This window comes from Anaeromicrobium sp. (genome assembly GCF_025210435.1).
Taxonomy (GTDB): Bacteria; Bacillota; Clostridia; order Peptostreptococcales; family Thermotaleaceae; genus Anaeromicrobium.
The window spans coordinates 15,629-30,676 of the sequence record NZ_JAOART010000134.1; the positions used below are offsets into that span (position 1 = coordinate 15,629).

The 15,048-nt window shown below is 31.4% G+C and carries 10 protein-coding genes; 6 read left to right on the forward strand and 4 right to left on the reverse strand.

Translation table 11 applies throughout. The features are described from left to right. Window positions 1–7: 7 nt before the first annotated feature. The 4 genes from N4A57_RS16100 to N4A57_RS16115 all read right to left on the reverse strand — a co-directional run bounded on the left by N4A57_RS16100 (window position 8) and on the right by N4A57_RS16115 (window position 7,513). On the reverse strand, window positions 8–2,935 hold the full coding sequence (locus tag N4A57_RS16100; RefSeq protein WP_293659070.1) for an EAL domain-containing protein: 2,928 nt from the start codon (window positions 2,933–2,935) through the stop codon (window positions 8–10). Window positions 2,936–3,193: 258 nt separating this feature from the next. Then, the gene (locus tag N4A57_RS16105) at window positions 3,194–4,549 is read right to left on the reverse strand and encodes a citrate/2-methylcitrate synthase (RefSeq protein ID WP_330671538.1); all 1,356 of its coding nucleotides are present in this window, start codon (window positions 4,547–4,549) and stop codon (window positions 3,194–3,196) included. A gap of 24 nt (window positions 4,550–4,573) precedes the next feature. Continuing rightward, a complete protein-coding gene (locus N4A57_RS16110) occupies window positions 4,574–5,572 on the reverse strand; it encodes an isocitrate/isopropylmalate dehydrogenase family protein (RefSeq protein WP_293659071.1) in 999 nt (332 codons plus the stop codon). Window positions 5,573–5,590: 18 nt separating this feature from the next. After that, a complete protein-coding gene (locus N4A57_RS16115; protein ID WP_293659072.1) occupies window positions 5,591–7,513 on the reverse strand; it encodes an aconitate hydratase in 1,923 nt (640 codons plus the stop codon). Window positions 7,514–8,003: 490 nt separating this feature from the next. Between N4A57_RS16115 and N4A57_RS16120 the strand changes: the two genes are divergently transcribed. The 6 genes from N4A57_RS16120 to N4A57_RS16145 form a co-directional block, all read left to right on the forward strand. Continuing rightward, window positions 8,004–9,086: an RNA ligase RtcB family protein gene (locus N4A57_RS16120; protein ID WP_293659073.1), complete on the forward strand. Its 1,083-nt coding sequence runs from the start codon at window positions 8,004–8,006 to the stop codon at window positions 9,084–9,086. Window positions 9,087–9,090: 4 nt separating this feature from the next. Beyond that, window positions 9,091–9,711, forward strand: coding sequence for a peptide chain release factor H (prfH, locus tag N4A57_RS16125; protein WP_293659074.1), 621 nt, complete (start codon window positions 9,091–9,093; stop codon window positions 9,709–9,711). Between the two features lie 92 nt (window positions 9,712–9,803). Further along, window positions 9,804–10,349: a signal peptidase I gene (gene lepB / locus N4A57_RS16130; protein ID WP_293659075.1), complete on the forward strand. Its 546-nt coding sequence runs from the start codon at window positions 9,804–9,806 to the stop codon at window positions 10,347–10,349. 177 nt (window positions 10,350–10,526) lie between these two features. After that, a complete protein-coding gene (locus tag N4A57_RS16135) occupies window positions 10,527–10,772 on the forward strand; it encodes a TM1266 family iron-only hydrogenase system putative regulator (RefSeq protein WP_293659076.1) in 246 nt (81 codons plus the stop codon). Between the two features lie 18 nt (window positions 10,773–10,790). Continuing rightward, on the forward strand, window positions 10,791–12,005 hold the full coding sequence (hydF, locus tag N4A57_RS16140) for a [FeFe] hydrogenase H-cluster maturation GTPase HydF (RefSeq protein WP_293659077.1): 1,215 nt from the start codon (window positions 10,791–10,793) through the stop codon (window positions 12,003–12,005). A gap of 187 nt (window positions 12,006–12,192) precedes the next feature. Then, window positions 12,193–15,048: chitobiase/beta-hexosaminidase C-terminal domain-containing protein (locus N4A57_RS16145; protein WP_293659078.1), on the forward strand; the 2,856-nt coding region annotated here is incomplete at its 3' end.

Consider the following 15,048-nt stretch of genomic DNA (forward strand, 5'->3'; position numbering starts at 1 on the left):
ACTATTCTTATGGATTTTTTGAAATCTTTTCTAAAAAATCATAATTATATATTTTTTCTACTTCTAAAACTTCTATAGGTTTACTGAATAAGTAGCCTTGCACATAATTACAACCTCCTACCCTAAGGCGATCATATTGTTCTATACGTTCTATGCCCTCTGCCAATACTTCTAACTTTAAACTATGGGCAAGGGAAATAATATTATCCATAACTGAAATATGCTCTATTTCTAAAAATTTGTCACATAGGGATTTATCTAGTTTAATTTTATCTACTGGTAAAAATGTTAAATAACTAAGGGAAGAATAACCTGTTCCGAAATCGTCTAGGGCAATTTTTATACCTAAATTCTTTAACTTATTTAAAAATACTATGGTTTCTTCTTTTTTATCTAAGAATATACTTTCTGTAATTTCTATTTCTATATATTTAGATTCTACATTGTTTTCTTTTAATAGGTCCTCTAAAAATGAAATATAAGTGGAATCATTTAATTGTTTTGCTGAAAAATTAATAGCTACAGGTTTTATAGGTATACCCTTTTTTTTCCATATACTTATTTGATTGATAACTTCCCTTGTTACCCAGCGACCAATTTCAATGATCATGCCATTTTCTTCTGCTAGTGGTATGAAAAGTCCTGGGGATATATTTTTATATTTTGTTCTTAAGAGGGCTTCAAAACCTACAATCTTACCAGTATGAGTACATACCTGAGGCTGGTATAAAAGGGTGAAACTATCTTCCTTTATGGCATCCCTTAAGATTCTTTCTATTTGAACCTGTTCCTTTAATTTTTCTGTCATTTCTTCATTGAAGAACATATAGTTGTTTTTTCCTCCATCCTTTACTTTATACATGGCCATATCTGCATTCATAAGTAATTGACTAATTTTGTTACTATCTAAAGGGTACATGGTAATTCCCATGCTACAGCTTATATAGATTTTATCTCCTTCTATAATTTGTTTGTTTTTAAATATATTTATTATCTTTTTCACATAGTTTTCTATTTTAAGGGCGTCCTTTTCTCCTTCTATTAAAATAAGAAACTCATCTCCACCAAATCTTGATAAAAACATTTTTTCATCTTTTATATTAATCAGTTCCTGTGCTACTTTTTTTAGAACTTTATCACCATATATATGACCTAATGTATCATTAATTTCTTTAAAATTATCTAAATCTAATAATAAGACAGCTCCTGATTGCTTCTTCTTTATGGATTCTTTAAGTTTATCAAAGAAACTTCTTCGGTTTGGTAAGTTTGTTAAAGGATCATTATAAGCAAGATGTTTTATGTAAGCTTCTTGTTTCTTTAATTTTGTTATATCTAATAAAATACCATTAATAAGTTCTAAATTATTATTATGATCATAGATACCTTTGCCACGGATTAAAGTCCACTTTAAATTACCATCCTTGTCCCGTATTCGTAACTGAGTATATATTTCTTCTTTAGCTCCATTTTTGTATTCATTAAAAATTTCAATTAATTTTTCTTTATCTTCTGATTTTAAGACTTCATCAAAAACTTTATGAACCTTTTCTTTCTCATTAAAAGATTTCCCCAAAATGTTTTTGGCTTCTTGAGATAGATAAATGGTACTATCCTTCAGGTCAATTTCCCATACGGCACTATTGGTGCCTTCAATGGCAATCTCATATTTTTGGGTTAAACTTTCTAGTTTATTTGTATAAGTTTGAATTTCATCGTATTGGGCTCTTAATTCTTCATCTGATGCGGTTAATTGTTGATAGGCTGCCACTATTTCTTCATTTGATGCTTCTAGTTCTTCTTGATAATCCTTTAATTCATAAAAGTAACTATTGATTTTATCTAATAGTTTATTCATAGAAATAGTGAGGCCTAAAAAAGGGTCCCTTTCTACTAAGGGAATTCTGTATTCAATATTATTCTCTAAATCTATTTCATTAATTTTATAATTTAATCCAATTGCTGGCTTTGTAATATTTTCATTTTGTATCCATAAAAATATTACAAACATAATAAAAGATATGAAGGATGATGCTATAAGTATGGTATAGATGAAAGAATAAACCTTTTTCATGGAAAGTCCCATAATAAGAGCACCTATAATTTCTCCATTATCATATAGGGGTGCTGACAATTTTAAAACCTTATCCCCTGTCTTTTTATAGTCACATTCTTCCATGGAGGTCTTTCCTTTTAAGGCTTTTTTTAGTCCCTTTTCCTCAGGAGAATCATATACTATACCTATCTGTTCAATATCTGAATGTGCCATGGCTTTTAGATTGGTATCTACAATAGTTACATAATGAATATTTTCTTTTCTACCTAATTCATTAACTAAAGTTTGATAGCTTAGGTCTTCTGTTAATTTAGATACGTTTTCAGCTAAAATTCCCACCTGAACAATATGTCCATGTTTGTCCGATATGGCTCCATATTTCCTTGGAATACCAAACTTTGCATCTGGTCTTATTTTTTCCATTAACTCGGTATCTCCACTTAATATGAAGTCATATAGGGGATGTCCCTTATAGGGAACCCAACCTATATATTCTTTTATTGTGGAATGTATGATTTTTCCATTTTCATCCATCCAATGTAATTCATCCACATTTAATTCTTTCATTAGGTCTATTAGAAATTCATCGTCTAAATTTTTCTCCATTTGTATTACTATTTGACCTACAGTTCTAATTTTATCCTCAAACATATTGTCCATTATATCTAAAGCATTATTATTTCCTTCTATTTGTTTAGTTACATGTTGTACAAGATTAAGGCCATCCTCTTTCACTTGTTCTAATAATATGTTTTTGCTTATGTAAAAGCTTGCCATACTAACAGTAAAAATACCAAAAAAAACAATAAATATGGGTAAATATATTAATTTATATTTATTTACTACATTTTTATTTTCTTTATTTACAGGCTTTTCCATAGGTATGCCCCCTTCATTTGCGCTTGTCTAAAAATTCTATCAATATATTGTTAAAAAAGTACTATATAGAAAATATGAAAAAACTTGGTTTTTGGCATTTTTTGCAACTTATACTTTAATTATATCAAGTTCTAATACTTACGTAAATCAAAATTATAAATAGAATAAAAAGCCATTATAAATAAGAGTTTAGGAATAGATCCTATTCAATCTAAAACCTAAACTCTTGAGAATAAAAATAAATCATATAAGTAAAGTTTATCTATTACATAGGGAAACATAAGGAGTATTTTCCTGTACACTAATATAGGCAGGTCGCATAATCTTTTGATCACTTACTATTTGTTCTATTCTATGGGCACACCAGCCAGCTATTCTAGCACAGGCAAAGAGGGGAGTGTATAAATCAGAAGGAATATTTAACATTTCATAAATAAAACCTGAATAAAGATCCACATTAGCACAAATTTCAAAGTCGTGTCCCTTTAGCTCTTTGAATAATTCTTTAGACAGAGATTCTATTGAAGAATACAGGTTATATTCTTCCATTTTATTCTTTTCTAGGGCTAATTTATGAGCTTTTTTCTTTAATAATTTAGCCCTAGGATCTGAGATAGTGTATACGGCATGGCCCATTCCATAAATGAGGCCTTCTTTGTTAAATACTTGTCTTTTTAATATTTTGAGAAGATAATCCTTTAATTGTCCTTTATCCTTCAGATTAGGTACATTTTCCTTTATATTTTCAATCATACGAAGGACTTTTAAGTTGGCACCTCCATGTTTAGGGCCCTTTAAGGAGCCTATGGCAGCAGATATGGTAGAATAAGTATCTGTACCACTTGAAGATACCACATGGGTTGCAAAGGTAGAATTATTACCACCACCATGTTCTGAATGAATTACTAAACACAAATCCAGGGCTTCTGCTTCTGTTTCCGTATATTTATTATGTGAACGTATCATGTGAAGTATATTTTTTGCAGTGCCCATATTAGGCTTTGGAGAATGAATAAATAGGCTATCCCTATTAAAATAGTGGGCTTTAGCCTGGTAACCATAGGATATAATAGTAGGGAATTTAGCTATTAATTGTATACTCTGACGCAATATATTATCAATAGTAATACTATCTGGATTGTAGTCATGGGAGTATAATACTAGAACACTCCTTTGTAATTTGTTCATTATATCTTTGCTTGGAATTTTTAAAATCATATTTTCAGTAAAACCATCTGGTAAATATCTACATTGGTCTAATAGTTCATTAAATTCCTTTAGTTCGTCCTTATTAGGAAGTCTCCCAAATAATAATAAAAAGCATATTTCTTCGTACCCAATACGATTTTCCATCTGGAAACCTTCTACTATTTTTTCTATATCTATGCCCCTATAATAGAGTTTTCCTTCCATAGGGATTTTATTTCCCTTATGCATAGTATATCCTTGAACAGAGCCAATGTCTGTAAGACCAACAAGTACTCCCGTTCCATTGGAATTTCTAAGGCCCTGTTTCACGTCATATTTATTGTAATATTTTTTAGGGATATGGTTATTTTTTAGGGCTAATTTGGAAAAACCCTTTATAGTTTCATTTTCATTTGATAAAGCCAATTAAATTCACCTCCTCATAACTAGCTATTTTATAAAATCTATAAGAGCATTAGTGTATTCTAATGTGGTAGCACTGCCACCTAAATCGGCAGTAACCCACCTTTTGTTTCCAATAACTTTCCTTACTGCGTCTATAATTAATTTAGCCTTTTTCTTTTCACCTAAATAATCTAGCATCATACTTCCAGAAAGAATTAAAGCTGTAGGATTTGCAATATTTTTACCAGCAATGTCAGGGGCACTACCATGAACTGCTTCAAATATGGCCATATTATCCCCCAGATTAGCTCCAGGAACTATTCCTAGTCCTCCCACTAGACCAGCACAAAGGTCTGATAAAATATCTCCATAAAGATTCATAGTAACTATAACTTCAAATTGAGAAGGATCTAAAACTAATTGCATACACATGTTATCAATTATTATTTCTTCTAAAGTTATATTAGGATATTCTTTACTAATTTCACGGGCTGTATTCAAAAATAGACCATCAGATAGCTTTAAAATATTAGCCTTATGAGCTACAGTAACTTTTTTCTTATTATGGTCACATGCATATTGAAAGGCAGAGCGTATAATACGTGTTGATGCTTTTTTAGTAATTATTTTTATACTATTATATTGTTCCTCATTGATTTTTTCTTCAACTCCTGCATATAAACCCTCTGTATTTTCCCTAAATATGACTAAATCCACATTTTTGTAGGGACTATTGATTCCTTCAATGTATTTAACCGGTCTTATGTTGGCATAAAGATCATATTTTTTTCTAAGCATTACATTTATACTTCTAAATCCACTTCCTATAGGTGTTGTAATAGGACCCTTTAAAGCTATTTTATTTTTATGAAGACTCTTATGGAGGTCATCAGGAACTAATACTCCCGTGTCTTCATATACATTCAAGCCTGCATTTACCAGATGCCATCTTATGTTCACTCCTGTGGCTTCAATAACTTTAATAGTAGATTCTGTTATTTCAGGACCTATACCATCTCCTGGTATTAGGGTGACTTCATACATGAGATTACCTCCTTTATACTAGATTTTTTTAGCGTAATTCATATATCCTCCTGCCTTTAGAATTTCCATATCTCTCTTGGATCCATTAAAAATCAATGGAATTTCTTTATTTCTAGATTCATTTAATATTAAAATTTCACAATTGTTTTCAAGCTGATAGATTATATTATCTATAATTAAGTTATGGGTAAAACTAAAATGATCATAGGAATGGGGATCTTTAAATTCTAATGGAATTATTCCCACGTTAATTAAATTCGCCTTATGGATTCTAGCAAAGGATTTAGCAATAACAGCTTTTACTCCTAAATATAGGGGAACTAAAGCTGCATGTTCACGGCTAGATCCCTGTCCATAGTTGTGACCCCCTATTATAAATCCCCCTCCATATTGAGTACATATGTCCTTAAAATTATCACAGATGGTACCAAAGGCATAATCTGATAATTTAGGTATATTTGATCGAAATGGGAGGAGCTTTCCATTAGAAGGCATTATGTCATCTGTAGTAATGTTATCTCCTGTTTTTAATAAAACCTTTCCTTCTAATTTGTGGCATAAGGGCTTATTTATGGGGAAGGGTTTAATATTAGGTCCCATAATAACTTCAGTTTTATTTTCATTATGATTTGGAAAAATAAAATAGTTATTGTGTACTTGAAACTTATGAGGTAAATCTATCACAGGAGGATTACCTAGGGTTGATGGATCAATTAAATATCCAGCTATGGCACTGGCAGCAGCAGTTTCTGGACTTACTAAGTATACTTGGCCATTAGATGTACCACATCTTCCTTTAAAGTTTCTGTTAAAAGTTCTCAAAGAAATGGCATTTGTTTTAGGAGCTTGGCCCATGCCTATACAAGGACCACAGGTGGCCTCAAGTACTCTAGCACCTGCTTTTATTAAATCACCTAAAGCACCATTATCTGATAACATTTTTAATATGTTACTTGATCCAGGAGAGATTACTAAACTCACATTTTCATGTACTTTCTTGTCCTTTAAAATTTTAGCTACTTTCATTAGATCCGTATAAGAAGAGTTAGTACAACTACCTATGGCCACCTGATCTATTTTGATTTTTTCCATGTTACATATTTTATCCACATTATCCGGGCTATGGGGTTTAGCTACCATAGGGGTGATAAGACTTAAATCTATAATAATTTTTTTATCATAAAAGGCATCTTCATCAGCTTCCATGGAAATAAAGTCTTCACTACGATTTTGACGAGTTAAAAAGTCCTTTGTAATTTCATCACTAGGGAATATGGAAGTAGTTGCACCTAATTCGGCTCCCATATTAGTAATAGTAGCCCTATCCGTTAGGGAAAGTTCTTTTATTCCGTCTCCTGAGTATTCGATTATATATCCTACGCCTCCCTTTACAGATAGTTCCTTTAATATATACAAAATAACATCCTTAGCTGATGTCCATTTATTTAGGGAACCCTTTAACTCTATATTTAAAACCTTTGGAACCTTTAGATAGTAGTATCCTTTAGCCATTCCTATGGCCACATCCAGTCCTCCAGCTCCTATACTAATCATTCCAAGAGCTCCACAAGTTGGAGTATGACTATCTGATCCAATGAGAATAGAACCGGGTTTACCAAATCGTTCTAAATGAAGTTGATGGCAAATACCATTTCCTGCTTTAGAGAATATTATTCCATATTTGGAAGCTACACTTTTTATAAATTCATGGTCATCTGCATTTTCAAAACCCTGCTGTAGGGTGTTGTGATCAATATATGCTACAGATAAATCCGTTTGGATTTTATTTATATCCATGGCTTCTAGTTGGAGGTAAACCATAGTGCCTGTAGAATCTTGTGTTAAGGTTTGATTTACCTTTACTGAAATCTCTTCCCCACATTTGAAGATTCCTTCTATTAAATTTTTTTCTAATATTTTATAGGTTAAGGATTTTTTCATGTTTATTTATACTCCTTTCTGCATACAATTACGAAAATGTATTATTGTATGCAATTATACCAAAATGTCTTTTTTAAATCAATAAGAAAATTAGAAATTGTAATTTGGAAAAATTATGAAAAGTTATTATGGATTTGTTGTATGGGGATTGGCTTTATGTGGGTCTACTTCAGGAAAATATTTCGATTTGGTTACATATGTTATAAATGAAAAAAAACCATTTATTTGTATGTTATAATGTGTGTGGAATAATATGTAAAATCAGCATAAAATAGTGAAAAATCATATGAATTATGAATAAGGAAACTATTTAATTAGGGATTTGTTATGTGGAAATTAGGTTTATGTGAGCCTACTTCAGGAAAATATATTGAAAGGACGTGATTGTTATGCTAAGAAGAATAATATTAATAGGTGAGAGATTATAATAATAGGTCAAGGGTGTATTCTCTCACAGTAAAAGATGGAAAGATGACCAAAGGGAGAGAATATGAACAATATAAAAATTGTACAATCTAATAAATCTTGGATTGAAAGTAATGCTATTGAAAGTTTGAAAAAGATGGCTAATCTAAAGGGTATCATAAAAGCAGTGGGACTTCCTGATCTACATTTGGGAAAGACTCCTGTGGGGGCAAGTTATTTAACTAAGGATATAATATATCCTCACATAATAGGAAATGACATAGGTTGTGGCATGAGCCTTTTTTCCACAGGAATAAGGAAAAGAAAAATAAAGGTTCATAGATTATTAAAGAAATTAGAAAAAACAGAAGAAGTGCATATAGAAGAGTTTAAAAATATAGATTTACCCTTTAGAGAAAAATTAGGCACTATAGGATCGGGGAATCATTTTGGAGAGTTAACAGAAATAGATAGGGTATATGATGAAAATCTATTAAAGGAAAATAATATAGATAAAAATAATGTATTTTTGTTAATCCATAGTGGCTCTAGATCCTATGGAGAGCATATTTTAAGAGATTTTATAGATAAACATTCCTGTGAAAGGGGAATAGAAGTAAATTCTCCTTTATTTAAAGAATATATGGATGAACATAATAGGGCCATGGAATTTGCAACTATAAATCGTGAGGTAATAGCCTATAAAATGAATAAGGCATTAGGGAGTAAGGAGAATAGAAAGCTATTAGATAGTGTCCATAACAGTATAACTCCTAAAAAAATATATGGACAGATGTACTATATTCACAGAAAGGGCGCTGCCCCATCAGATGTGGGATTAGTGGTTGTGGCTGGAAGTCGAGGATCTAGTTCTTATATTGTAAGGCCGAGGCTAAATCTGGTAGATTATAATTATTCCATAAGCCATGGAGCTGGTAGAAAGTGGTCAAGGTCCGGTTGTAAGGAAAGACTTAAAAATATATATTCAAAAAAAGACTTAAGAGAAAATAGAATAAGTTCTAATTTAATATATAAGGATGTAAACTCCATATACGAGGAAGCACCAGAGGCATACAAGAACATAGAAAGGGTAATTAAAGATATGGTAGATGCTAATATGATAGATATAGTAGCAACCCTAAAACCTTTAATTACTTATAAGGTATAGTATCATGTGGTTACAAATAAGTGCAGGTCAAGGACCTGTAGAGTGTTCCCGTTGTGTATATTTATTTTTAAAGGTACTAAAGAAGGAATGTGTAAAAAGAAATATTAAAGTAGACCTTATGGATTATGTAAAGGGTGAAAAGAAGGATACTTTTAAGTCTGTCTTTCTAAAGGTAAAGGGAGAAAATCTAGATGAATATATTGATTCAATAAATGGAACTATACTTTGGATATGCAAAAGTCCCTATAGACTAAATCACAAGAGAAAAAATTGGTTTATACATGTGGAGAAATTTAAAGAAGATGAAAGTACCTGGTTTAACAACAAGGACATAAGAATAGAAACAATGCGATCAAGTGGTGCTGGGGGACAACATGTGAATAAATCAGAAACTGCCGTAAGAATTACACATATTGAAACGGGCATAAGTGTCATAGCTAGAGAAGAAAGAAGTCAATATCAAAACAAAAAATTGGCCATGGCTAGGCTTGAAATGACCCTTAAGGAAATGAAAAATAAGAAGATTAAAAAATTAGATGAAAATAGATGGAATTCCCATAAGGAAATTGAGAGGGGAAATCCTGTTAGAACATTTAAGGGAAAGGAATTTAAAGAGGTTAAATAAGTAAAAAGCCATCTTTATACTTATTTGTGTTAAAGATGGCTTTTAGCTATAATTAGTAAATAGGAAGTATTAAAAGTGTGGAGGGAAAGTATATGAAAAAAGAGATAATAGAATGGATAAAATCCATAGGTTTAGCAATTGTCATTGCATTTGTAATAACTTCTTTTCTAACATCTATAGAAGTTTACAGTGTATCTATGAATCCTACCCTAGTGGAAGGTGATAGATTAATTTTATTAAATAGTAAAAATGTAGAATATAAAGATATAGTAGTAGTTAATTCTCAGATAGAACTTTCTAAAGGAGAATTGAAAAAGTTAAGCTTTATGGAAAAGTTAAAGGGTCAAACTACTAAGAAATTAATTAAAAGGGTTATTGCAAGGGAAGGAGATAAGTTAGTAATAAAGGATGGAGAGGTTTATGTAAATGATCTTAAGTTAGATGAAGGCTACATAAAAGAGAATGGAACTTGGCCAGAAATTAATATAGATAGTATACCAGAAAATAAAATATTTGTTATGGGTGATAATAGAAATAATAGTATGGATAGTAGACAATTAGGATTAATAGATAAGGATGAAATTGTGGGAAAGACCCTTATAAGAATATATCCTTTTTCCAAGTTTGGAACAATATAGGCTTACTTTGATTACAAAAAGCATTTTGCATAAAATTAATTTATTATTATGAAATCTATAAAGGCGGCTAATTAAAGCCGTCTATTTTTTCTATGAAAAAATTACTATATAACAGATTACTTGAAAACATAATTATTAAAATGTAAAATAATAATAATATTGGACGAGGTGAAAGTTATGAATAAAAGAATAGGTGTAGTTGCAGTGTTGGTAGAATCCAATGAAAGTATTAGTAAAGTAAACGATTTATTTTCTAAGTTTAAAGATATAATCGTGGGAAGAATGGGTATACCGTATAAGGAAAAGTCAGTAAATGTTATTTCTATAATAGTAGATGGAACTACAGATGACATAAGCTCTTTGACAGGTAACCTGGGCCGATTAAAAGGAGTTACTGTAAAAAGTGCTTTAACTAAAAAATAATAATATGGAGGTGCGCGGATGGAAAATACACCAAGAAGTAATAGACTACATATAGCCATATTTGGGAAGAGGAATGTGGGGAAGTCTACCCTTATTAATGCTCTTACAAATCAAGATATAGCCCTTGTTTCAAATGTGGCAGGAACTACAACAGACCCTGTATATAAGGCTATGGAAATACTACCTATAGGACCTGTCGTTATAATAGACACGGCGGGAATTGATGATGTGGGAGAACTTGGAGAGTTACGTATAGAAAAGACTTATCAGGTTCTGAATAAGACAGAATTTGCAGTAATAGTTATTAATGGTGATGAAGGCATAACTGAGTTTGACCAAGATATTATTAAAAGGGTTAAAGATAAAAATATTCCCATAGTGGGAGTTATAAATAAAATAGATATACATGATATGGATGATCATGCCATAGGTCATTTAAAGAAGAAGTACAATATGCCCTTTGTGAAAGTAAGTGCCCAAAATAAAAGGGGAATAGACCTATTAAAAGAGGCTATTATCACTTATGCAGATCTACAAACCCATGAAAAAAAAATAGTGGGAGATCTAATAGAACCAGGAGACCTGGTTGTATTAGTAACTCCTATAGATAAGGCAGCACCAAAGGGAAGGCTAATCCTTCCACAACAACAAACCACAAGGGATATTATAGACCATGGAGGAATTGTGGTAATAACAAGGGAGACAGAACTAAAAGATGCCCTAAAGGCCCTAGGTAAAAAGCCAAGGCTTGTAATAACCGATTCTCAAGCATTTAAAAGGGTTCATGAAGATACTCCTGAGGATATACCCTTAACTTCTTTTTCAATTCTATATGCAAGATATAAGGCAGACTTAAAATCCCTAATAAATGGAGTTAAAAAGATTAGAGAACTAAAAGAAGGAGACAGGGTATTAATTTGTGAAGGATGTACTCACCATAGACAGGATGGAGATATAGGAAGGGATAAAATACCTAGGTGGCTAGAGAATATGGTAGGGGGAAAACTTAACTTTCAGTGGACTAGTGGAACCTACTATCCAACTAGTGATAAGATCCATGATTATGATTTAATAGTTCACTGTGGCGGATGTATGTTAAATCCTAAGGAAATGGAATTTAGAGTAAAGGAAGCTAATAATGAAGGAATTCCCATAGTAAACTATGGCATATTAATAGCTGAAGTGACGGGAATACTAGATAGGGCCTTAGAGCTTTTTGAAGAATTAAATTAGGATAAGTTAATAAATATCATAAAGTGAAACTAAAAACTGCTAGTCAATGACCTAGCAGTTTTTAGTTTGTAAAAATATGAAAAAAACAGACATATTTTGTAGGAAAATGTTGAGAAATTGTTGAGAATCATATGATACAATATGTTTTGCTAATATATATACAAAATATGGAGAAAGGGGAAATGAAATGAAAAGAATATTGGTATTTATCTTAACACTGAGTTTGATCCTACAAAGTGCATTAGTAGGCTATGCCAACAATAGTGTTAAAGTTGAAGAGTTTAGTGACATCCATGGTCACTGGGCAGAAAAGGTTATTAAAGAACACCATAAGAAGGGGTTTTTATCAGGATATCCTGATGGAACATTCAAGCCAGATAAAAAGATAACAAGGGGAGAAATGATCACATTAGTAAATAAATATTTTGGGTTAAAGGAGAAAGCAGATAGAAACTTTACTGATGTATCAAATGAAAAATGGTATGCAGGGGAAACATCAAAGGCAAAATACTATGGATATGTGGAAGAATTAAAGGTAAGAGCAGATGAACCAGCAAAAAGAGAAGAAGTTGTAAATATGCTGGGTTTAATATTAGATACAGAAGAACAGGAAGTAAAAGGAGAAAAAAGAGCATTTAAAGATTTAAAAGAGGCAGATGAAAAGTCAAAAGAAAGAATAAAAAAATTCTCGGAATTAGGATACATAGGCGGGTATAAAGACGGTACATTTAAACCTAAAAGTACAATCAATAGGGCAGAAATAATGACCATTGTGGACAATATGTTAGGTTATATAGTAACAAGTCAAGAGGACATGGATAACATGCCAAAGGACGTGACGAAAGTTACCATAATCAATCCTAATATAAAGATAGAGAATAAAGAAATAAAAGGAAATCTATATATAAGCCCTGGGGTAAATGGGTCTGTTAATATAAAAAATAGTAAAATCGAAGGACAAATAGAAGTATCAGGAGGAACAAAGGAACAACCAATACATATTGAAGATGTAGAAGTAAAAAAGATAGTTATAACGAAAGTAAAGAAAGAACCAAAGGTAGAGATCCTAGGGAAAAGTAATATTCAAGAGATAAAGACAAAGAGTAAGGTCCAATTGAATCTTGGAGAGAAAACGAAAGTTAAAAAAATGGACATCCAAGGAGATACAAAAGTAGAAACAAAAGAAGGAAGTATCATCGAAGAAGTAATTATAAAGGCCAAAACAGAAATCAAAGGGAAAGGTGAAATAAAGAAAGCCCTTGTTGAAAATAAAGATGTTGTCATTGAGAAAAAACCTGATTATGTAAAGGTAGAAGATAATATAGGTAAAGTTAGAATTGAAAATAAAGATATGGATTCTAATAACGATGATGCTGGTAAAAGTACCAGTAGTTCAAAGAAGAAATCAAGTAGTAAGCATAGAGATACAACGGCACCAGAGGCACCAAAATTTAATAAATCAGAAGGTACATACGAGGATCATGTTGTAGTAAAATTATCAGGAGAAGAAGGAGCAACAATATATTATACTCTAGATGGTACAACACCAACAAAGGAAAGTACAATATATAAAAAGCCAATAAGTATTACTAAAACAACCACATTAAAAGTAATTGTAGTGGATAAAGCTGGAAACATATCAAAGGTAGAAACGAAAGTATATACTATTAAAAAAGAGGAAAAAGATACAACAGCACCAGAGGCACCAAAATTTAATAAACCAGAAGGTACATACAAGGACCATGTTGAAGTGAAATTATCAGGAGAAGAAGGAGCAACAATATATTATACTCTAGATGGTACAACACCAACAAAGGAAAGTACAATATATAAAAAGCCAATAAGTATTACTAAAACAACCACATTAAAAGTAATTGTAGTGGATAAAACTGGAAATATATCAAAGGTAGGAACGAAAGTATATAAAATTGAGAAAGATACAAAAGCACCTAAGTGGAATGAAGGGTATCCATATGCTGTTCGAAGTGGTGAAACTAAAATCACAATGTATACAAATGTGGATGAAAGTGCAACGGTATATTACGCCGTATATGGCGAAAAAATTGATTATACAAAAGATGCACTTGTGGATTTTGCAAAGGGCAATGATTTTACATTTGAAATAGAAGAACCTAATACAGTAGTGGATCATGTATACAATAATTTAGAATCTGGACAAGGTTATTATATTCATTTGATTTTAATGGATGACAATGATAATAAATCATCTTTAAAAGTGATTGAAGCTGAATCAGAAACAGATAAACAAAAGGCAAGAAGGCTTGCAGATAGCTTAAAAATAGGAAAAGCTATTTCCTTGGCAGATGAAGATACATACGATAACATAACAAAAAATGTGAAATTAATATCAACTGTGGGAGAAGAGTCCACAGTAACATGGAAATCTTCTAATGAAGGTGTCATTTTAATTAGTGGAAATAAGGGTATAGTAGTAAGAAAATTAAGGAATCAAGAAGTTAAGCTTACGGCTATTGTAAAAGTAGGAGATAAAGTTTCCGAAAAAACATTTACACTGATCATAAAAGGAACGGATACAACGGCACCTGATAAACCCATGTCAAATGTAGGAACAGGAACTTATAAAGAAGAGCAAAATATAGTATTAACAGGAGAAGAAGGAGCAACTATTTACTACACAATAGATGGAAGTGAGCCAACAGAAAAAAGTGGTAAATACATAGGAGCAATTAGAATCAGTAAAACAACGACTCTAAAGGCAATTGCAGTAGATAAAGCAGGAAATATATCGGAAATATTTAAAGCAACATATAAAATAGATAAAGAAGCACCAAAGGTAGCAGAAGCAAATATAGTAGCAGGAACCTATAAAGAAGATCAAAATATAGAATTAACAGGAGAAAAAGATTCAACTATTTACTACACAATAGATGGAAGTGAACCAACAGAAAAAAGCACTAAATATGAAGGGCCAATTACAATAAGTAAAACAACGACCCTAAAGGCAATTGTAGTAGATAAGGCAGGAAACAAATCAAGCATATTTGAAGCAACATATAAAATA

What these genes read in the sequence shown, in the direction of transcription:
- N4A57_RS16100 (WP_293659070.1), bottom strand. Translation starts at nt 2,935, where the DNA reads ATGGAAAAGCCTGTAAATAAAGAAAATAAAAATGTAGTAAATAAATAT.
- N4A57_RS16110 (WP_293659071.1), bottom strand. Translation starts at nt 5,572, where the DNA reads ATGTATGAAGTCACCCTAATACCAGGAGATGGTATAGGTCCTGAAATA.
- N4A57_RS16115 (WP_293659072.1), bottom strand. Translation starts at nt 7,513, where the DNA reads ATGAAAAAATCCTTAACCTATAAAATATTAGAAAAAAATTTAATAGAA.
- N4A57_RS16120 (WP_293659073.1), top strand. Translation starts at nt 8,004, where the DNA reads ATGAACAATATAAAAATTGTACAATCTAATAAATCTTGGATTGAAAGT.
- prfH (WP_293659074.1), top strand. Translation starts at nt 9,091, where the DNA reads ATGTGGTTACAAATAAGTGCAGGTCAAGGACCTGTAGAGTGTTCCCGT.
- lepB (WP_293659075.1), top strand. Translation starts at nt 9,804, where the DNA reads ATGAAAAAAGAGATAATAGAATGGATAAAATCCATAGGTTTAGCAATT.
- N4A57_RS16135 (WP_293659076.1), top strand. Translation starts at nt 10,527, where the DNA reads ATGAATAAAAGAATAGGTGTAGTTGCAGTGTTGGTAGAATCCAATGAA.
- hydF (WP_293659077.1), top strand. Translation starts at nt 10,791, where the DNA reads ATGGAAAATACACCAAGAAGTAATAGACTACATATAGCCATATTTGGG.